14 protein-coding genes, 2 pseudogenes and 1 other annotated feature are annotated in these 20,970 nt (G+C 66.1%); of the genes and pseudogenes, 7 read left to right on the top strand and 9 right to left on the bottom strand.

What is annotated here, in order from left to right:
• Positions 1-17: 17 nt before the first annotated feature.
• From ACZ466_RS23145 to ACZ466_RS23135, 3 genes are all read right to left on the bottom strand, one after another.
• On the bottom strand, positions 18-2,408 hold the full coding sequence (locus ACZ466_RS23145) for an ATP-binding cassette domain-containing protein (protein ID WP_378291195.1): 2,391 nt from the start codon (positions 2,406-2,408) through the stop codon (positions 18-20).
• A gap of 410 nt (positions 2,409-2,818) precedes the next feature.
• On the bottom strand, positions 2,819-3,271 hold the full coding sequence (locus tag ACZ466_RS23140) for a pyridoxamine 5'-phosphate oxidase family protein (protein WP_378291198.1): 453 nt from the start codon (positions 3,269-3,271) through the stop codon (positions 2,819-2,821).
• 106 nt (positions 3,272-3,377) lie between these two features.
• Positions 3,378-3,788, bottom strand: coding sequence for a VOC family protein (locus ACZ466_RS23135; protein WP_378291200.1), 411 nt, complete (start codon positions 3,786-3,788; stop codon positions 3,378-3,380).
• 1,384 nt (positions 3,789-5,172) lie between these two features.
• Here ACZ466_RS23135 and ACZ466_RS23130 point away from each other — a divergent pair.
• From ACZ466_RS23130 to ACZ466_RS23110, 5 genes and pseudogenes are all read left to right on the top strand, one after another.
• Positions 5,173-5,736, top strand: coding sequence for a dihydrofolate reductase family protein (locus ACZ466_RS23130; protein WP_464043936.1), 564 nt, complete (start codon positions 5,173-5,175; stop codon positions 5,734-5,736).
• A gap of 863 nt (positions 5,737-6,599) precedes the next feature.
• Positions 6,600-7,840, top strand: a protein-coding gene (locus ACZ466_RS23125; protein WP_378291205.1) for an IS3 family transposase whose coding sequence is annotated in 2 segments (ribosomal slippage) — positions 6,600-6,882 and positions 6,882-7,840 — 1,242 coding nt in all. Because the reading frame shifts where the segments join, the coding sequence is not laid out codon by codon here.
• Positions 6,878-7,009 (top strand) — a sequence feature (AL1L pseudoknot). Its footprint overlaps the gene before it by 132 nt.
• Before the next feature lie 663 nt (positions 7,841-8,503).
• Entirely contained in the window at positions 8,504-8,842 is a 339-nt protein-coding gene (locus tag ACZ466_RS23120; RefSeq protein ID WP_378291207.1) for an immunity 51 family protein, read from the top strand.
• 434 nt (positions 8,843-9,276) lie between these two features.
• Positions 9,277-9,924, top strand: a complete 648-nt coding sequence (locus ACZ466_RS23115) for an AAA family ATPase (protein WP_378291209.1) — start codon at positions 9,277-9,279, stop codon at positions 9,922-9,924.
• 48 nt (positions 9,925-9,972) lie between these two features.
• Positions 9,973-10,366: pseudogene (locus ACZ466_RS23110) on the top strand (transposase); the annotation flags it as partial.
• Between the two features lie 220 nt (positions 10,367-10,586).
• Here the strand turns inward: ACZ466_RS23110 and ACZ466_RS23105 are convergent.
• Complete coding sequence (locus ACZ466_RS23105) at positions 10,587-11,117, bottom strand: hypothetical protein (RefSeq protein WP_378291211.1); 531 nt, start codon at positions 11,115-11,117, stop codon at positions 10,587-10,589.
• A gap of 85 nt (positions 11,118-11,202) precedes the next feature.
• A complete protein-coding gene (locus ACZ466_RS23100; protein ID WP_378291213.1) occupies positions 11,203-11,448 on the bottom strand; it encodes a hypothetical protein in 246 nt (81 codons plus the stop codon).
• A gap of 145 nt (positions 11,449-11,593) precedes the next feature.
• Here ACZ466_RS23100 and ACZ466_RS23095 point away from each other — a divergent pair, with 145 nt between their 5' ends.
• Complete coding sequence (locus tag ACZ466_RS23095) at positions 11,594-13,630, top strand: hypothetical protein (protein WP_378291215.1); 2,037 nt, start codon at positions 11,594-11,596, stop codon at positions 13,628-13,630.
• Positions 13,631-13,841: 211 nt separating this feature from the next.
• On the opposite strand, the gene ACZ466_RS23090 is transcribed toward ACZ466_RS23095, so the two are convergent.
• On the bottom strand, positions 13,842-14,972 hold the full coding sequence (locus ACZ466_RS23090; protein ID WP_378291217.1) for a hypothetical protein: 1,131 nt from the start codon (positions 14,970-14,972) through the stop codon (positions 13,842-13,844).
• A 1,014-nt stretch (positions 14,973-15,986) separates the two neighbouring features.
• Here ACZ466_RS23090 and ACZ466_RS23085 point away from each other — a divergent pair.
• Complete coding sequence (locus tag ACZ466_RS23085) at positions 15,987-17,807, top strand: GmrSD restriction endonuclease domain-containing protein (protein ID WP_378291219.1); 1,821 nt, start codon at positions 15,987-15,989, stop codon at positions 17,805-17,807.
• Positions 17,808-18,550: 743 nt separating this feature from the next.
• Here the strand turns inward: ACZ466_RS23085 and ACZ466_RS23080 are convergent.
• From ACZ466_RS23080 to ACZ466_RS23070, 3 genes and pseudogenes are all read right to left on the bottom strand, one after another.
• Positions 18,551-19,903 (bottom strand): annotated as a pseudogene (locus ACZ466_RS23080) (IS256 family transposase).
• Between the two features lie 24 nt (positions 19,904-19,927).
• Positions 19,928-20,206: a hypothetical protein gene (locus tag ACZ466_RS23075; RefSeq protein WP_378291221.1), complete on the bottom strand. Its 279-nt coding sequence runs from the start codon at positions 20,204-20,206 to the stop codon at positions 19,928-19,930.
• A gap of 23 nt (positions 20,207-20,229) precedes the next feature.
• Positions 20,230-20,607, bottom strand: a complete 378-nt coding sequence (locus ACZ466_RS23070) for a hypothetical protein (protein ID WP_378291223.1) — start codon at positions 20,605-20,607, stop codon at positions 20,230-20,232.
• Positions 20,608-20,970 lie beyond the last annotated feature (363 nt).

Genomic DNA, 20,970 nt, shown 5'->3' with positions numbered 1-20,970 from the left:
CGAGGGCCCCGGTCAGGTCAGGCGCCCACGTAGGCCGCGAGGTGCTCGCCGGTGAGGGTGGAGCGCGCGGCGACGAGGTCGGCCGGCGTGCCCTCGAAGACGATCTTGCCGCCGTCGTGCCCGGCGCCCGGGCCGAGGTCGATGATCCAGTCGGCGTGCGCCATGACCGCCTGGTGGTGCTCGATGACGATGACCGACTTGCCGGAGTCGACGAGCCGGTCGAGCAGGCCGAGCAGCTGCTCGACGTCGGCGAGGTGGAGACCGGTGGTGGGCTCGTCGAGGACGTAGACGCCGCCCTTCTCGGCCATGTGGGTGGCCAGCTTGAGCCGCTGCCGCTCGCCGCCGGACAGCGTGGTGAGCGGCTGGCCGAGTTTGAGGTAGCCGAGCCCGACGTCCGCGAGCCGGCCGAGGATGCGGTGCGCGGCCGGCGTGCGCGCCTCACCGTCCCCGAAGAACTCCTCGGCCTCGGACACCGACATCGCGAGCACCTCACTGATGTCGCGGCCGCCGAAGTGGTGGTCCAGCACCGACGCCTCGAACCGCTTCCCCTCGCACTCCTCACACGTGGTGGCGACACCGGCCATCATCGCCAGGTCGGTGTAGATGACGCCGGCGCCGTTGCAGTTGGGGCAGGCGCCCTCGGAGTTGGCGCTGAACAGCCCCGGCTTCACGCCGTTGGCCTTCGCGAACGCCTTGCGGATCGGGTCGAGCAGCCCGGTGTACGTCGCCGGGTTGCTCCGCCGCGAGCCGCGGATCGCGCTCTGGTCGACCGACACCACGCCCTCGCCGGCCGGGATCGACCCGTGCACCAGCGAACTCTTGCCCGAGCCGGCCACCCCGGTGATCACGACGAGCACCCCGAGCGGGATGTCGACGTCCACGTCCCGCAGGTTGTTGGCCGTCGCACCGCGGATCTTCAACACGTCGCCGGACTTCCGCACCGCCTCCTTGAGGGTGGTCCGGTCGTCGAGATGGCGGCCGGTGACGGTGCCGCCGGCCCGCAGCCCCTCCACGGTGCCCTCGAAGCAGACGCTGCCGCCCTCCGTGCCGGCGCCGGGACCGAGGTCGACGACATGGTCGGCGATCGCGATCATCTCCGGCTTGTGCTCCACGACCAGCACCGTGTTGCCCTTGTCCCGCAGCCGCAGCAGCAGGTCGTTCATCCGCTGGATGTCATGGGGGTGCAGGCCCGCGGTGGGCTCGTCGAACACGTAGGTGGTGTCGGTGAGCGAGGACCCGAGGTGCCGGATCATCTTGACGCGCTGCGCCTCACCGCCCGACAGCGTGCCCGACGGCCGGTCGAGCGAGAGATAGCCCAGCCCGATCTCCACGAACGAGTCGAGCGTCCGCCGCAGCGTGCCGAGCAGCGGAGCCACCGACGGCTCGTCGAGGTCGCGGACCCATACGGCCAGGTCGCTGATCTGCATCGCGCACGCGTCGCCGATGTGGATGCCCTTGATCTTCGACGACCGCGCCGCCTCACTGAGCCGGGTGCCGCCGCACTCGGGGCACGTGGTGAAGGTGACCGCGCGGTCCACGAACGCCCGGATGTGCGGCTGCATCGCCTCCTTGTCCTTGGACAGGAACGACTTCTGGACCTTGGGGATCAGCCCTTCGTAGGTGAGGTTCACGCCCTCGACCTTCACCTTGGTCGGCTCCCCGTAGAGGAAGTCCTTCATCTCCTTCTCGGTGAACTCGCGGATCGGCTTGTTCGGGTCGAGGAAGCCCGACTCGGCGTAGGTCCGCACCGTCCACCAGCTGTCCGACTTCCAGCCGGGGATGGTGAACGCTCCCTCGGCGATCGACTTGGAGTCGTCGTAGAGCTGGGTGAGGTCGATGTCGGAAACGGTGCCCCGGCCTTCACAGTTCGTGCACATGCCGCCGGTGCGGGAGAACGTCGCCTTCACCGTCTTCTTGTCACCGCGCTCGACGGTGATCGCGCCGCTCGCCTTGACCGACGGAACGTTGAACGAGTACGCGTTGGGCGAGCCGATGTGCGGCTGCCCGAGCCGGCTGAACAGGATGCGCAGCATCGCGTTGGCGTCGGTGGCCGTGCCGACCGTGGAACGCGGGTCGGCCCCCATCCGCTGCTGGTCGACGATGATCGCCGTCGTCAGCCCGTCGAGGACGTCGACCTCGGGCCGCGCCAGCGTCGGCATGAAGCCCTGCACGAAGGCGCTGTAGGTCTCGTTGATCAGCCGCTGCGACTCCGCGGCGATCGTGTTGAACACCAGCGAGCTCTTGCCCGAGCCGGAGACCCCCGTGAACACCGTCAGGCGGCGCTTGGGGATCTCGACGCTGACGTCCTTGAGGTTGTTCTCCCGCGCGCCGTGCACGCGGATCAGATCGTGGCTGTCGGCAAGGTGCGGCGCAGGCGACTGCGGGTCGGTCCTCGGGGCCATGCTCATCGTTTCTCCATCTGTTACTCGGGACCGCCGTTGCGGTCACCGCCGGCGCCGCCTGGCTCGCTCGAACCAGCTTCGACCAGCACGTCTGGCTCTCCTGCGTCAGCGCGATCGCGGCAACAGCCCCCTGTTTACCTGATCGCCGAAGCCACCCGGGCGCCCGACCAGCAACGCCCCCGCCCGCCTGACATCGTCCAGTGACGCCCCGCCAGGCTGACGTTGGCGGCAACAACCCACCCGCGTGACTCCCACCGTCAGCACCCGCCCGGCTGACACCGGCGACACCCCGCCAGGCCGACGGTCACGGCGACGGCCCGTACACCTGATGCCAGCGGGGGTCGCGCCCATCGTTAGAACCAAGGCGCCCACGCCACTGCGCCGCGCCCTCGCCATCAATCCCGGGTGCCTGCGCGTCAGACCAGCCAGCGGCCGTCGCGCATCAACTCGCGATCAGTCAATTCGTTCTCCTCGCGCCAAGCCTGGACGCGGCGCGGAGAGACCCGGAACCAGCGGTACGACGTGTCCGACGCCCGCGGGTCGAAACCGGCGTGCGCGACGAACCGGTCGCCCCGCTCCTGTGGCAGCACGTCGATCTCGAGCACCTCGACGTCACCCTCGATCATGGTGACGTCCCGGGTGTGCCCCAACCCCAGCCGGACGACCCGGGTGGCGGCCAGGTTCCGGCCGGTCGGGCTGTCCGCCGGCGTGGCCAGCAGCAGCGCCTCACCGTCCCAGTCGAAGGAGAGCGGCACCATGTACGGCGCACCGTCCGCCGAGGCACTCGCCACCCACACGTCCGAGTCATGGGTGAGCCGATGCTCGGTGTCGCGACGACGCTGGACGCGGGAGCGTGGGCCGGCGCTCATAGGCCGGAAAGCGGTTCGGGGACGGAGACGGCAGCCTCCAAGCGGCCGCCACCAGCGTCACGCGCGGAGGCGGTTGCGCGTGCCATGACCACGATCATCGGACGGCTCAGCGTGCTTCCTGAATGCGGATCATATTGCCGGCAGGATCACGGACGGCGCAGTCGCGAACCCCGTAGGGCTGGTCGGTCGGCTCCTGGACGATCTCGACATCACCCGCCTGCAGCCGTTCGAAGGTGCCGTCGAGGTCGGCGGTCGCCAGCAGGATTCCGGCGTAGGTGCCCTTGGCCATCATCTCGACAATGGTGCGGCGCTCGTCGTCGGTGATACCGGGATCGGCGGCCGGAGGCTGCAGGACGATCGACGTATCGGGCTGGTCCGCGGGGCCGACCGTGATCCACCGCATCCCGTCGTACCCCACATCGTTGCGGACCTCGAACCCGAGAGCGTCGCGATAAAAGGCCAGGGACGCGTCCGGATCGTCATGCGGGAGAAAGCTCGCCTGAATGCTGATGTCCATGCCGGTCACGCTAGCCGCGGCTCCGTAATCCGCGCTTCTCGATTCCTGATCGGTCCGGTCACCCGCCCCACCGGACCACACGAAGGGACCCCTCACCCAACGCCGATGGACACCCACTCAAGTGGCAACTCTCCGCATCGGGCACGAGCAGGAGGCGCACACCATCCAACGCGACCACGCAAGCGCTCGGCAGACCTACAAGATCGCTCCGCCCCCAGAACCTGGGGCGTCCCGCCACAACGACGCCCCCACCGCTGTCGGCCGCGCGGTCGGGTTGCCGAACCGCATGTTCGTCGCCGGGGCTCTCCCAGGTGCAGCCGCGTGTATTCCAGATCGGCCAGGACAAGGACGATGCCCCCGCACACGAGCCCAGACATCGCGCAATTGCCGGGCTGGGGTACCAAGTGAGCCTGCCCAGGGCCTATCCCGCCGGGCCAGGTCCCCCGCCCCTTGCCGACCGTCCCAAAACAGCCGAACCACGCTGAGCAAGCCGTCGTCCTCCGACGCCCGCGCCCCTGCAACACCGCCCTCGGCACCCCGACAACGTGAGCGAGGCACACCTCCAGCCGCCCGGTCGGCTTGCGGTGGCCCCAGGCCGCAAGTGTCACCGGCCAGCTAACGAAGCGACCCAGGCCCCGTTAGGCGAAGGGCCCTCACCTAGACAGGGCCGACGAAACGGAACTTAGGACCTGTCTCAGAGTGGCCCCCGGACCCGGCCGAACGCCATACCCGGACGGAAAGGCCGCTGCGCCGCGGTCAGGGCCCCGGCACCGCCCCCGCGTGCCCGACGCTGCGGCACCACGGCGGCCCGCCTTCCGGCGCTCGACGACGCCGAGGCCGCTGCCTGGCGGCGGACCGGCGCCCTAGTGCGCGATGCCGGAGGCGAGCGTAACCGGCCAGGGTGCGTAGCGATGCCGCGCCCGCCAAGGCCGGATGGTGCTCGAGCCGCCAGGCGAACGCCGTCTCCGGGACGTCGAAACACAACACAACCGCAGCCCGGCGGCCGTACCGCCGACCGTTCCTCACTCCGGAGCGCTCGTCGTCGCGAACGACACTCGTCCGCAGCAAGATCGCCCTCAGAAACCCCGCATCCGGTCTCCTGCTCTCGCACCACGCACCGAGCCGGTCCGGGCCACAGGAGACACCTGCTCCGGCAGCACCAAGCACTCGACGGCCCCGCCCTGCCATGCGAATGGCGTCACCGCCGGCTGCCGTACCCGACGTCCCGTCCGGGTATGACCGTACGATCGCAGGACACGGAGACGCGGGCCACCGCACCGGACGGCTGAACTTCTGCGCCGACCATGTCGAGACGGTGCCGTCGGCCGCGACCTTCCTGTGAGCGGCCTCCCCGCCGGAGGCCCGGACAACGATCACAGGAGTAATGATGAGAAAGATCTTCGCGTTCTTCGTGGTGACCGCCGACGGATACTACGAGGGACCCAACGGGGAGTTCGACTGGCCCAACGTCGACCAGGAGTTCATGGACTTCTCCGTGGAGCAGCTCGACGAGATCGGCACGCTGGTGTTCGGGCGGATCACCTACGACATGGTGGCCGCACACTGGCCGACGCCCCAGGCGCGCGAGGACGCCCCGGCCGTCGCCGACAGGATGAACGCCACACCCAAGATCGTGGTGTCCCGTACCCTCCAGCGAGCGGACTGGGCCGACACGCGGCTGCTCGCCGACGATGTCGCCGGGGAGCTCACCAAGCTCAAGCAGCAGCCCGGCAAGGACATCGCGATCTTCGGGAGCTCGAACCTGACGGTGAGCCTGCTGGACCTGGGACTGGTCGATGAGCTGCGGATCATGGTGCATCCGATCGTCCTGAGCGAAGGCAAGTCGCTGTTCCACACAGCAGAGCACAGAATCCCCCTCGAACTGACCGGCACCAGGGCCTTCAAGTCGGGCAACGTGATGCTCTACTACCGGCCACTCACTAACTGAGGACTCTCGTCCCAGAGGCCCTTCGCAAGACGGCCTGGCCAGCACAATCGCGCGAACGAGTCCACCATGGGGCCTGGAAGTCGCAGGATCCCAGCAACACACCACGGCAATCGGCCCGTCAGCCAAAACGGCAACCCTCGGACTATTCCGAGAATCCGGCTGTGTGACGATGGCCGCATGATGCTGATGACTCGAAAGGGCCATGCCGCGTAGGCAGCCATCCCGCCTGCGTGCTGAGATGCTGCTCGATCGGCATCGCTGCAGCTGTTCCAAGAAGGTCTCGTGGTTCCCGCACATGTCCGGACGAGGCCGCCTCGTCCTGGCCAGCTTGGAACACACGCGGCTGCAACCGGGAGAGGCCAGGGAGGCATGGGAAATCTGGGCCCATGCGGTTCGGCAACCCGAGCACCGTCTGTACGCGCGGCCGAGTCCCTCCTATCTTTCCGGCTCACACGCCTATGACCCGGGCCATGACCTGCCGCTGCCCGGGTACGTCGACGGCCCCTGGGACTGCAACAACCCCTACCGCGCGCGGGAGGTACTGGAGGTCGTAGCCTGCGCGCTTCCTGGTAGAGACGCGCGGGAGTTTCGACGACGACTGAGCGCCCTCGACGAGCTGTGGTGATAGGACGGCGCCGAGCACCCGGCGACAAAGTCAACCAGCGGCCGTACGGCCATCAGGGCCCTGCCAGCGCGGCCAGTCGCACCAGGGCAACGCTCCAAAAGCCAAGCCAGGTCGGCGTTCAAGACGGCAAACCAACACAGCCACCCCGGACGCCCGCTCACCAAGACGATGAGCCGGTTAGGGCACTCTGAAGCGCCCCGGGTCGGATGGAGGCTCGATTTCCTGAGAGGATCGAGTCATGGCACGTCCGTCCCGTTATCCCCCTGAGCTGCGCAATCGTGCGGTCCGCATGGTTGCCGAGGTTCGTCCGGACTATCTGACCGAGTGGTCGGCGATGAAGGCCGTCGCGGCCAAACTGGGTGTCAAGCACGCCGAGACGGTGCGCAGCTGGGTGCGTAAGGCCGAGGTCGATGCCGGCGGGCGGCCGGGGACCACAACCGAGGAATCGGCCGAGCTCAAGCGGCTCAAGCGCGAGAACGCCGAGTTGAAGCGGGCGAATGAGATCCTCAAGGCCGCGGCGGGTTTCTTCGCGGCCGAGCTCGACCGGCCACACAGGTACTGATCGCGTTCATCGACGCGTTCCGCAAGGTGTTCGGGGTCGAGCCGATCTGCCGTGTCCTGTCCGAGCACGGCACCAAGATCGCCCCGTCCACCTACTACGCCGCCAAGTCGCGTCCCGTCTCGCCCCGAGCGGTGCGGGACGAGCGCCTCAAGTCCGAGATCACCCGGATCTACCGGGCCAACTACCAGGTCTATGGCGCTCGCAAGATCTGGCGGCAGCTGCACCGCGAAGGCCACGTCGTGGCGCGTTGCACGGTGGAGCGGCTGATGCGCGAGCTCGGCCTGCAAGGTGCCCGCCGCGGGAAGAGGGTCCGCACCACCGTGCGCGACGACGGGCATGAACGGGCCGGTGACCTGCTGCGGCGGGACTTCACCGCGCCCGCGCCCAACCGCCGCTGGGTGGCCGACTTCACCCACGTGGCCACCTGGGCCGGCGTGGTGTACGTCGCGTTCGTCGTGGACGTCTTCTCCCGCGCCGTCGTCGGCTGGGCCGCCGCGACCACCAAGCAGACCCGGCTGGTGCTGGACGCGCTCGACATGGCGCTATGGCGGCGCGACCGCGCCGGACGTCCGGTCGGGCCGGGCCTGGTTCACCACAGCGACGCAGGCTCGCAATACACGTCCTTCCGGTTCACCACCCACCTGATCGAGGCCGGGATCGACGCCTCCATCGGCACCGTCGGCGACGCGCTCGACAACGCCCTGATGGAATCGGCGATCGGCCTGTACAAGATCGAGCTCATCAAGCGCCATGGGCCGTGGAAGAACCTGACCGGCGTCGAACTGGCCACCGCCGAGTACGTGGACTGGTACAACACCACCCGGCTCCACGGTGAGATCGGCCACGTCCCACCCGATGAATACGAGGCCAGCTACTTCCAGAACCACACAGAACCGCAGGTCACAGCCACAACCTAGAGCCTCTATCGAACCCGGGGCGCTTCACTCCTCCACGCCTATGGCCCGTCGCGTCAACGCTGAGCAGAAAGCCCAACGGCCGAGGAGCAATCGGGCGCAACGGAGGCGAGGAAGCCTGAGGAAGCACGAAACCACGCCAGCCAACCACGCTCGCACCTGGACCTGCGACCGCGCCCAAACCCCCGGCCCGTTCGACGCAACGTCCACGGGACGGCCTCCGCCGCGATAGGAACCCAGCGGGCCTGCAGGTGGGACGAGCGCTCTACAGCAAAGCGGAGGCACCACGCGGCTAGATCATGACGACCAGGGCATCGGCGACTCCAGGCGAACGCCTGGAAGGCGCGGCCATGTTCGGCCGACTGCACGCAACAAGCAGCCGGTTGCCGCAGTCGCACCGCCGCAAAAGCAGTTCGCATCCCCCCGCCACCTGACGACGCCTAGCTGTGCCCCGCGCTCCTGGCCCAGCAGGCAATCGACCGCCCGATGTCAACGACTCGCGGGCGGCCACCCGTCATGATCGACAGCTCATCACCCGTGCATCGGCCGCCGACACACTCCCCTGACGACACGGCCAACGATCATGACGAGGAGCCTGGAACAGCCACGCGAACCGGCTCGCCGATCAAGGTTGCCGCTCCGCTTCAGAGGTGCCATGCTCCGCCGATGAGTCCGCTGAAATTGATCGAAACCTCGCCCGGGGCCTTCTCACTGTTGTTGAACGCAGGGACGACGCAAGTAGACGAACTCATCGAGCAACTCGGTCACGAACCGAACGGCTACTTCTGGGAAGGCGTCGCGCAGATCCTCGTGAGCACGGAGGCACAAACTCTCGAAGGACGCTTCTCATATGACCCGGAAGGCGGCATGTTCTGCGCGTACGGCAAAGACCGAACCGCACTCCAGGAGCTCGCCGATCTCATGAGCGCCGTCGCCACAGACAACGATCGGATGCGGAAGCTCGTCACGTCGGCCAAGGCCAACGGTTTCGAGTTCGACGACTGATCACCCACCAGCCGCTCGGCCGATCCACCACAAGACCGTCAGCCCCCAGAAGCGTCCAAAGACCATGCACCCCCCAGCGCCGTCGTACCACTCGCATCACCCACGCCGCTCGCCTCCCCAGTTCCCGCCTACTGGGCCTTGGGACGAGTGCGACGGCGCTCCGCGGTCTGGCCGGTGACGCTAGTCTCCATCCTCGCCTCACCGGCCAGACAAACCCCCTCGCGACAGGCCTTGCCCTGGAGGAGGAGCACTCACACGACCGAGACGTGCATCGCGCGAGGGCACCTCTCCCCCATAGGCGCTTGGGCCACGAGACCCACTCCACACTTGCCGCGCCGACGCCCCACGTACTGCGGTGCCTCCAAATTCGAGACCGAGGCCTGCCAGCGCGCAAGAGAATGAGGCTCCGCCCCCTAGTACTCCAGCCCTAGACCATGATCTTGCCGGTGGTCCCTGCAGCCATGGGGTCGATCGATATCGGATCGCGTGAGACGGATGCCAGCTGGCACGCTGCCTCTATGGATCGCGCAGAAGTACTGCTCATCGGAGGGCGGGCCGGAGTCGGCAAGACGACGGTGGCATGGGAGGTTTCGGCGCAGCTCCGGGCTGCGGCGGTCTCGCATGCGGTCATCGAGGGAGACTTCATGGGTCAGGTGCATCCGGCCCCGGAGGGGGATCCTCACCGTTCTGAGATCACCGAGAGCAATCTGACCGCTGTGTGGGCGAACTTCGCCCAGCGCGGCTACCGCCGACTGATCTATACGAACACTGTGAGTGTGCTGCCTGAGGCGACCGGGATGTTCGAGCGTTCCATGGGAACGGAGGTACGGATCGTACGGGTTCTGCTCACCGCCTCCGATCTCACCGCCCGCGAGCGGCTGGTGCGCCGGGAACTCGGCTCGGAGCTGGAGCAGGAGCTGGAGGGCAGTGCTCACAAGGCTCGGCTGCTGGACCAGCGGGCCCCTGCGGAGACCGTGCGGGTGGTAACGGATGGGCGGGCTGTCGTGGAGATCGCGCGCGAGGTGGTAACCACCACCGGTTGGGCCAAGCAGCACTCCCCGACTCTGAAGATCAGGCGGTGACCGCAGGGTCACAACATAGATGCCCCCTGGCAGGAGGCGTAAGAGCTCCTGAGGTCCCGGATAGCGGGTCGGTTCGCACGGGTTGAACCCCGGCGTTGGGTCAGTGACCTGGCGTTGGGCCTGCTGTCGGACCTGCCACGCAAGAACTGTTGGAGCATCGCAGAGTGGGCCGGGCAGGCCACTTCGGACGGCATGCCGCCCTTACTCGGCCAGGCCAAGTGGGAGGCCAACACCGTCCGCGAGTACGTGCTGGACCATCTCCACGACGAGGATGCGATGCTGGCGGTCGACGGACCGGGGATGCAAAAAGAGCACACCAGCGCCAATACACCGACCGCCGGGGGATCGAAAACGCGCAAGTCACGGTCGATCTCGTCTACGCAGGCGCACGGCGGTGCACCGTGAGCTGTACATCCCGCGCTCGTGGACGTGCGACCCAAACCCCACGCACCTGTCATAGGGCTCCAGCCGCATACGCTCGCCCATCTCATCCGTAGCAAGCTCGACGATGTCCAAGACCACCCAGCGCCGCTGTTAGCCCTCCCGCTCGCACGCCACCCCTCCCAGGGCGTGCGCCCGTGCAAACGGCGAGACGGCTTCGCGCAGGAGCCCCTCCGCCGCCCGCAGGGGACTGGAGCCGCAACGCCCCGCTTCTGGCACGCTCAACCGGCCTCCTCCGGGCGCGGCAGCAGACTTCGGGCCTCCTCGACCATGCTGATCTCCAACTCCCTTCGACGAGCCGGGTACTCCGCCCAGAGAGCCATCAAGTAAGGGATGTCGCCAATCTCTTGAGGTGATCCCAGCGCAACGCCGTAACGTTCGATCTGCGAAGCGCCCTCGTATGGACTGACCGTCGCTTCGACCATGCATCGGGCCCATAGCCGAACCTTCTCCCACAGCACCGAGTCCGCATCTGGCATCGGTATTTCCAGTTCGGCCATGGCGGCGAGATAGAGATCTCGGATGTCCCGGACATCGTCTGATGCGTTGCAGCCGGCCAACTCTCGGAGCGCCAGGGAGTCGACGCCTCGCGCAAGCGCCTCGGCAGCGATCGAGGGAAGCGCTTCTGGGCCCAACTCGCCAATCACATAGTCGCAGGCCAGACGATGAAGGCCGGTCACGATCCCGCCCACCGGCTCGCGGCGGCGGCGCTCGTGGGCCTGGAAGCGGTGGACGAGACCGTGATCGGGCAACTCACCGTCTCCTCCATCCAGGCGAACCTAGTCGAGACCAAGACCTTCGGTAGCACCCTCGTCGCCTCGCGCCCGCTTGAGGGGATCACACGATCCCCATCGCGCGCCGAAGCCCAATCCGGCCGCATTCGACCGGGCCTTGGAGCGGCTGCGCACTGGTCCGGCGACAGAGGCGCCGCTGATGGCCGGGGCAGCGCTGACGTTCGCCTTCGACATCCTTGATGTGGCCGACTGCTGCATCTACACGTCGGCTCCGTTCCTGACCGACATCCCTTATGACGACCACGAACGCGAGCCGGACAAAGAGATCGAGCCCTTCGACGATCGACACCGAGACGTCGTCCGGGCGCTCGCCGGCCTCCCCCGGACTCCTGGCCGATCTGACCGAGCCCCCGCTGCGGCTACTGCTACCGTTCATCCAGAATCATGGTTCGGTCGGCGGCAAGGCCGTCGCCAGTGCGAAAAGAAGTCTCTTCATGACCCTCCCCGGACTCGACCGGGTCGAATGGTCCACTCTCCAGCATGCCTACGGATCGGCCGGTGACCTGCCGGAATTGTTGCAGCGGATCGCCGATGACCAGGACGCCCCCGACGCGGTCTTCGATCTGGAGAACAAGATCTACCACCAGGGCGGATTCGTGTGCTCCGCCGCCACGGCGGCCCTGCCCTTTCTCGTCCTGCTGGCCAGGACTGCCGAGGTCACCGTGCGGCGGGGTGTCGTGGCACTGCTCGGAGGGCTGGCCGGGCAGGCCGTCCTCGCGGCGCCTCGGCATGTCGACCCTGGCTGGCGGCCGGCCTGGCGGGCGGCGCTGCCACGCCTGCTGGCACTTCTTGACGATCCCGATGTCGACTTGCGCCGTGGCCTGGCGCGGGCGCTCTCAGAGGCCGCCGCGGACGCGGATCCGGCGGTCACCGCGCTCTGCGACCGGTACTCCCGTGAGGAGGATCGGGCGGTACGGATCGGGATCATCCTGGCCGTCGGGGAACTCACGGCCAGATGTTCGGCCGAGGTCCTGCCCGAGACGGCGATCTGGCTGCGGGGGCTGCGCGCACATGCCGACCCGCAGATCCGGCTGGCCGCGGCGGTCGCGCTGGACAAGGCGATCGCCGCCCAGCGGTTGGGTACCGATCTGGACACGCTCATCGAGGCCTTGGGCGACGATGGGATCGGGGTTTGGCGGGACGTCCCATGGGTCGGCGCGATGCCGGCTTGGCTGACCGAGTACTACGGCGGGAGCGCCGCCCGGTTGGCCGGTTGGGTGGACCGGCGGCTCGGGGACGACGCGACCACACGTACCGAGGTGTGCCGGGCCTTCATCGGGAACCGGGACGCCGACCGGCGGGTGGGGGCCGTACGGGCGGCGGCCGAAGTCTTCAGCACCTGGCGGTCTCCGGGCGAGCGGCTGCTTCCTGCTCTGGCGGAGCGGACGGCCGACCCGGCTGGAGCCGTCCGCGCCTATGCGACCCACGTGCTCGCAGCCGCCGGCGAGGAGACGGACCGGTACCGTGACCTGCTCGCCGCGCGGCTTTCCGACGACCAGCGGCTGTCCCGGCACGGCGGCGGGCGAATCAGCGATATCGCTGCCTGGGGGCTGGCCTGGCGCCACGACGTGCGGTGCCTGCCGCACCTGCTGGACCGGCTCGGCGACCGCGAGCTCGGTTTCGGCACTGCCATCGTGCACGGTTACACGTCGTACGCGACGACCCTGCCGGCCGTACATGAAGTGCTCGCACCGCTTCGCGAGCATGCGGGCGTGCTGCTACCGGTGATCCGCGAGCGGCTACGTGACGGTGGCCATGAACTCCGCCGAGCCCTCGCCGGACTGCTCGAGCAGTGGGGTGAGGTCTCGGCGCCCGCCGTTCCTGAGCTGGTGGACCTTCTCGGTACCGAGACGCACGCACAGGGAGCCCTCGCACTCGGAGCCATCGGTCCCGCCGCCGGCTCTGCCGGCCCGGTCATCGAGCGGCTGCTGCGGCGGCCATCCGAACCGCCCGGGGCGTGGAACGCGCGGGTGTCCGCCGTCGTGCTGCCGTGGTCGTACTGGCGGATCACCGGCGATCCCGAGCCCGCACTCGCCGCGATCGGCGGCATGCTCGACGCGAAATCCGACGAGTGGGGCTTGCAAGAACACTGGCGCTGCCTCGCCGACCTCGGCACGCACGCCACGGCGCACATCGACCGGATCCGCGGCCACATCGACCGACAGAACAAATGGGAGCAGGTCCTCGCTGCTCACGCGTTGCACCGGATCACGGGCGATCCCGAGCCCGCCGTCCAAGTGCTCTGCCGCGAGATCTGGCCGCTCGCGTCAGGCGAGGAGCTCCCGGTGACGTGGGCGGCGTTGCGCTATCTCGCCGAGACGGGTGCCACGGCGGAGCCCTGCCACTGGGTGCTGCGCGACGTGCTCGACTCCGACCGCCGACACAGCACCGACGGCGGCTGGCGCAGGTTCACGCAGGACCGGGAGCTGCGCGAGCTGGCGGCCGGCATCCTGAGCTCCGCCGAGGTGTAGCCCCGAGCACGAAACGGAAACCCACGCACTCGAAGGGCGAGCCGACCCGGAGTGCAGGGCCGACTACGGCCCTGCGCTCCGAAGCGGCGCGGCAGCGATCGCCGACAACCACCGACAGACATTGGTTATCTACGGCGATCGTCTCGAATCTCCGCCGTCGCACTCGTCTGGTGATCGATGATGGCGGCCCTATGCTTTATCACACGCCGGGTTACCGCGCGTGCACCACCGGACTGGTGGTCGGGTAGAGGAAGTCGTTTCCCTTGAAGCGCGCTCGGAAGTACCCTCCGCGCGCAGGGAACGGGTCGCTCTCCGATTCCGGGAGGCCCCGGTCACGGGTGCCAAAAATCCCGTTGTCCATGGAGATCAGTTGCCCGAGGTGCCGCCAGCGGGTCCTGCCGTTGCGCGACCACTCGATGATGATGGGCAGATTCTTCATGTTGTGGAACAACACTTCGCCGTTCGGTCCCAACGGGCTCTCGATGGCCCCGAAGACGCCCGCTCGGCCGGGTTCGTTGAACGCGACATTGAAGTTCACGAACCGCGGCGTCCCAGGCGCGACGACCACCGGCACGTTGCCCTCCGCGTTGCCGCAGTTGACGGGGAAGAAGTAGAGGTCGTCCGACGGAATGTCGGGTGCCACGTAGAGGGGGTGGAGGCCCGGGTCCGCTGTGATCGGTACCGTGGCGCTGAATGCTCCGGCGGCGTTCAGCGGTGCGCTTCCCAGGATCTGGAAGTTCTTGTCGTCCCGTACCACGATGTTCCGACCGGTCAGGGGTACGGGACCGGCGCCGGTGTCGTAAGTGACGGTGCCGGTGACTGTGATGGGTGTCGTCTTGGTGACCCGAGTGGGGGTGACCTCGCAGGACTGGACCCGAGCCGCGGTCTGCCGGACTTCGAGCCACAGTTGTGGCGCTCTCGCTGCCGCCACCTGATCGGTCTCCTGGATCGCCGCCTCCACGATCGTGGACCGGTCGTCCGGGGTGATAGCCAGGCTGAAATGTCCGTCGCCGTCCGTGGTCAGCGTCCGTGGCTGGCCGGCTCCGACATCAGGGTTGACCTCGACCTGCTGGTTGGTGAGCGGCCCAGTACTCCCGTCGGGCATGGTCGCGGTGACCGTGCCGGTCACGACGGCCGTCCGATGGTCGACGTCGAGCGGGTTCCTGTCCGCCGTAAGCGTGATGGTCGGCTGGATCTTGTTAGTGGCGTCGGCGGCGCGGGCCGTGGCGAGGTTCACGATCAATGCGATCGCGAGGGCGAGCACGCCAGGGCCAAACAGAGGGTTTCGTCGCAAATCAGCACCTGCCCGGAGTCGATGAAAAACCGTCGCGTGTTCGATCACACACAGGGGAGACGCCCCAGGTGACGCCGGATTTGTCCGGATGTCCGGATGTGGACCGGTTCCAGGAACGGGCTGATCCGGCCGGCAGGACGGCGGCATAACGCCGCTGTTGGCAAGCCAGGCACCGTCGAAGCCCTTTCCAAGATCGAAAGGGCCTCTGACGTGCAGCCGCCCGTCGGAATCGAACCGACGCCCCTCATTACGAGTCTCACGAGCAAAATCCAGGACTGTCCAGCCTCGTCCGCTGACCTGCTCGGCACCCTCTCTGACGCCCGCTGGTTCCACGCTCGTCCAAGAGCGTCCAGACGAGTCGTTAGCACCCGCGTTAGCAAGCTCAGTGTCCATATCGACCTGTCGACGGGTTCACTCGCCGCCGGTACGCCGCGTCTCTACGTCGGAATGAGTGCCATCATGAGCCACGTGACAGACCAAGACGAGCTGCTGGGCCAGGTCGCCACCCACGCAAGGCAAGAATCCGGTGGCGCGCCCTCCCCGCGACCGGTGAACAGATCAGAGAAGCGCACCGATCTTGCCTGTCACCGGGGCGGATGGCCCGTACGCCTGTCCCCAAGTGATCGCCGTTGCACCTTGATCGCCGCTCCCGATTGCACGCCGGTTGCACAGCCACAGCTCGCTGACCAGAGCGATCAAGGTTCATGTCACACGCAGCTCAGTGGAATCCACGGCGTCCACCTCCTACCCTCAGACACGAACCCGTCTCGAAGATGAAGAAGGTGGTCGTCTTACGTCGGCGCGACATGCCTCGCCAAAACCGTGACAATCCGCTACAGGCCGATACGTCAACACCGGACGTGCTTACGGCATACGCCCCAGTCGTCACTTTTCAGAGAACAAGTCAGACCACCGGCACCGTCCCGAGCCTGACTACGCTAGGTAGCCCCGCTGGTCACGTCATGTGAGGCGTTGAGACTTCAGAGAGACACATGCGCGGGTCCGTGGGCTTGCGCTATTGTTCAAGTCAACATAATTCGTGACGGGTCGTGGGGGCCGAAAATGTCCGAGTCGATTCCAAGCAGTGACCTGATTCCAATTGAGAGTCGAACAAAGACCATCCAAACCTGTTTTCAACAGTGCCTGTATGAGGTTCCCAATTTTCAGCGCCCCTACAGCTGGTCACAGGATCAACTCAGCGATTTTTGGGACGACGTCATCTTGGCGAAGGGTGATTTTTTCTTCGGATCCACAGTAACGTGGGTCAGCAAAAAAAGGGATCTCTTCAACGACACATACTCAATCATTGATGGCCAACAGAGGCTAACCACGAGCGCAATCCTACTATCTGTTGTTCGTGACGCTTTTAACGACGTGGCTACTAAATATATTGATGTCAATGATTTCGATGCACATGCAGCTACGAGTCAGGCGCTCACTACTCAAAAGTATCTGATGGTCAAAGACGATGACGGCAAAAGTCATCCCGTTTTGCGTCGCCCCGAGAAGATGTTCTATGAAGTAATCCAAAATCCGAACGCCATTCCATCCGGGGCAGAGTGGAATAGGAGCGCTGAACGGATCGGAGAGGCGCGATCCTTCTTTGAGGCGAAGATTCTCGCTGCAGTCAAGGGATTGACGCCGAGTGGGCAACTCGAACGCCTTAAATCAATTCGGTCAAACGCCTTGAAGGCACGCGTAATTCAGGTTGAGTTGGCCTCTGAGGAAGACGGATTCCTGGTCTTCGAGACATTGAATACGCGCGGGGCAGATCTGCGCCTATCCGACCTCGTCAAGAACCTTCTGATCCGCGGCGGGGCCACGGACCCAGACGATCGCCAAGCAGTCGCAGATCGTTGGGACCGACTCGTCGACCGTGTTCAGCTAGGTCGTGTAAGCGCGGACTTTGTCGACAGATTCATTTGGCAGTCCTGGAACTCGCGACGCGAGGCGGTTAGGGAACCCGAACTGTTCAAGGAGATTAGCCGCATTGTGGGCGCCATCCCAGCAGCACACCTTTCCTACCTGGAGGAACTCGAACGAGATGCGGAAACCTATCAGTGGCTAGAGGCGGAGCATGTACAGGTTCAACCAAAAGTTCGTGGCGAACGCAATGCTTTTGCAATCCCTGAATTTGTTGACAGTGTTCGCGCACTTGCGATCTTCAATGTCTCGGTAGCAAATTCGACGGTCCTCGCCGTGGCCCGGAAATTCCGAGAAACAAAATTGATCAAGCAGGCACAGGTCATTGAAGTATTGAGGCTAGTTGAGTCTTTTCATTTCCAATATACCGCACTGACAAATAGCGGTTCAACTGGTGGCACTCGGGGTCGATATAATCGCTTCGCTGTCCGCTTGGAGAATGCTACCTCTGCCAGCGAAGTGGCGTTGGCTATCGGGGACCTGAAAGAAAAACTTCGCAAAAGTCTACCCGATCATACGAGAGCTCTCCAAGCATTCTGCTCCTTGTTCTATGCGCCCACACTTCAGTTGACCCAGGCGCAAAAACTCCGATCTCGTAAGATTTTCATCGCTTACGTGCTGATGTCGTTCGCGAAGTTGGAGGGCCTGCTGCCTGCGGGTCAGAATCTTACGACGTGGTCGATTGAGCACATCAAGCCTCAGGCAAAGGCCTCAGCGGATTATCGCGATCCGATATACGCGATAGGAAATCTGACACTACTCACCGATCGTCTCAATAGTTCCCTTGGGGACGCTCCGTTGTCATCCAAGGCTGAGGCCCTCAAGAGAGGAAGGGCGTATTTCGATTCGGAACTTGCCACGTGGGAATCAAGCGCCAACGATGCTCCGTCTGATGCCCAGATCGAGGCGAGGTCGCGTTTCCTGGCTGCCGACGCGCTGGATCGAGTTTGGCACCTATAGACACAGGAGGCGCTCCAGGTCGGGCTCGGGATGTCATGCCACCGATCAAACGGACCCGTAGAACCCCTCCCGGAACCCCAGCAACACCCCACGATCGGCATCTATGCCCGAACTCGCTCTGAAGGCTTCCCGATAACCGCTCTTCGTCCTCGCCTCATCCTCGTCCCGGCGCCCGTTCTGCCTCGTCCTCGGTGGGAACCTGGCCGTCATGCAGCCGGCCCCACGTCCGCCAGCCCAGCAGGGGCGGCCGCAGCATCCCCAGGTGCGGCACAGCAGGCTATGAGGATGGCGATCACGCTGCGGTTGCGCAGGTCGGTCACTACGCCGCGTCAGAACACGGCGCCCACGCCGGTCGGGCCATCGGCTGCTTTGGGCACCCAGATGCCCAGGACGTGCATGTCACCGTCGGTGTCGATCCCCCCGTGCCATTCTGTGAGATGTGCGTGGACGCACTTTGTCACAGCCTCGTACGCCGAGACGGAGAATGCGCCGACAATTCGTCCCCTCCGCTCGTCGAACTTGGGCCTCGTGACCGCTGACCTGCGCACCCTCGGCCCGCTCGGACGACGACCGCACATGCCTCATCCGAGGGCAAGCGGACCCGGAGCGCAAGCGGTATGCGGCATGGAGTACCTCCCGGGACACTTTAGCTGGGGCCTCAGCGAGGGCCGCGAACCAGTCGGGTCCGGCCGGTAGGCCCACAGGGTCTGTCCAGGTAACGGTGTAACTGGATCTTGTATGGGTTAGTTGCGGGTGGTCAGGCCACCTTCGAAGGTGATCTCGAAGGCGTTCAGGGCGGCTTTCCATCGGGCGATCCAGCGTTTGCGGCTGGTGCCGGTGGGATCGAGGCTCACCCCCGCCAGGTAGACGCACTTGACTGCGGCCTGTTCGTTGGGGAAGTGCCCGCGGGCCTTGACCGCTCGGCGGATCCGGGTGTTCACCGACTCGATCGCGTTGGTGGAGCACACCACCTTGCGGATCTCGGGGTCGAACTGCACGAACGGGACGAACTCGGCCCAGGCTTTCTCCCATAGCCTGATGATCGCCGGGTACTTGGTGCCCCAGTCCTCGGCGAACTCCAGCCACCGCTCCATCGCGGCGGCCTCGGTCGGTGCGGTGTAGACCGGCTTGAGGGCCTTGGCGACCTTGTCCCAGTCCTGGCGGGCGGCGTAGCGGAAGCTGTTGCGCAGCAGGTGCACGATGCAGGTTTGGACCAGCGCCTGGGGCCACACGTGGGCGACCGCGTCCGGGAGCCCGGTCAGTCCGTCGCAGACCACCATGAAGGCAACGGCGACGCCGCGGTTGCGCAGTTCGGTGAGCACCTGCAACCAGTACTTGGCGCCCTCGCCACCGCCGACGCCGGCCCACAGCCCCAGATGTCGCGGGTGCCCTCGACCGTGACCGCCAGCGCCACGTAGATCGGGCGGTTGGCGACCTGGCCGTCGCGGATCTTCACATGGATGGCGTCCAGGAAGATCACCGGATACACGCCGTCGAGCGGCCGGTTCTGCCACTCGGCCATCCCCTCGATGACCGAGTCAGTGATGGTGGAGATGGTCTGCTTGGACACGCTCGCGCCATACACCTCGGCCAGGTGCGAGGAGATCTCGCCGTGGGTGAGGCCCTTGGCCGACAGCGACAGCGACAGCGACAGCGACAGCGACAGCGACAGCGACAGCGACAGCGACAGCACCATCTCATCCGCGCCGGTCAGCCGCCGCTGCCGCTTTTTGACCAGCTGCGGCTCGAAGCTGGCATCGCGGTCGCGGGGCACCTCGATCTCGACCGGGCCGAGCTCGGTGGTCACGGTCTTGGCACGGTGCACGTTGCGGAAGTTGGCCCCGGTCTTGCCGGCCGCGTCGTGGCGGTCGTAGCCGAGGTGGTCGGTGAGCTCGCCCTCGAGCGCCGATTCCAGCACCCCGCTTGGTCAGCTGCTGCAGCAGCCCGCCTTCACCGACCAGGTCCAAGCCCTGCTCACGGGCCTGAGCGACCAGCTGACCGATCAGATCCTGGTCGACCGGGCCGATGCCCTTGCTCTCGGCCGGTTTGTCGGACTTGGCCACCGAGGCGTCCGCATTCTCTTGAGTTGTCGTCATCAGGTGTCACTCCTTGATCAGGAGTTACACCGAAAACCGTACAGCCCCGGCCCACATGTAGGAGCGGTGTTCGGGGCTGGTGCCTCGGTCGGCCAGGTAGCCGTTGATGGTCTTGTCTGTCCACCAGGGGACGGCGGTGCGGAGGTAGTCGGCGCACTCGATCATGGGGGTGCCGTCGTTGATGGCGCGGTGGGCTCGGGCCAGAATGAGTTGGGTGTTGTGGGTGAGGCGGACCCGGATGATCAGGACCTTGTCCTCGGGGAGCAGGAACAGGGGCCATACCTGGGCCAGTCCTTCGAGCATCACTTGCTGGGGCGCGTGGATGCTCAGGAGACGGCCCCAGGGGACGTCTTCGGCGGCGGCTGGGCGGTAAGGCTGGCGCTTTGGAGTCCGTGGCCGAGTACCTCGTGTAGGGCGAACTGTTTGGCGCCGGTCTGGGTGAACTCGATGTTGGGGAGGTTGAGACGGAGTCTGACGTTCTGGCCGGCGCCGTCCAGCCAGTAGGCCCAGTACGCCTCTACCTCGGCGGTCTCGATGGTGAGTGTGTAGGGCGCGGTGCTGCCGGTGGCTTCGCGAACTAGGGGCTCTAGGTTTTCGGCGGCATGGCGGATGGCGTCGGGGGCATCGCTGACGTCAAGGAGGCCCTCGGCCTGGCGGAGTTCGGCGTTGGTTTCGCTCCCCCACCGGATGCCCAGATCGGCCAACGCTTCGCGGAAAGCTCGGCGCGCTCGGCGAGGTACTCGTCTGGCCAACCAGCCGTGCCGCATCCCTGGATCGCACAGACGTAGTCGGCTAGGGGGCGGTGTTCGCCTAGCAGGGCGTCGAGGTAGGCCAGGTCGGCGTCAAGACGAGTCGCAAGCGGGCCCGTAGCGGCGGGGCGCAGGTCCGCGAGCTGGCGATAAGCGGTGAGGCGGTCGGGGGCTGGTATCGGTTCGGGACCGCCAGGGTGGCAGTCGAAGTCGATGATGGGTGAGTCGCCTCGGTTGACCTCGTAGGCGTTCCACGCTCGGAGAACGTTCTCGATCTCGTCACGCAGATTCATGCAGTACATCCCATCGCAGTTTGAG

Source organism: Actinomadura rugatobispora (assembly GCF_055379765.1).
The sequence above is the reverse complement of the archived record's forward strand: the minus strand, read 5'-3'. Positions and strand labels throughout refer to the sequence as shown.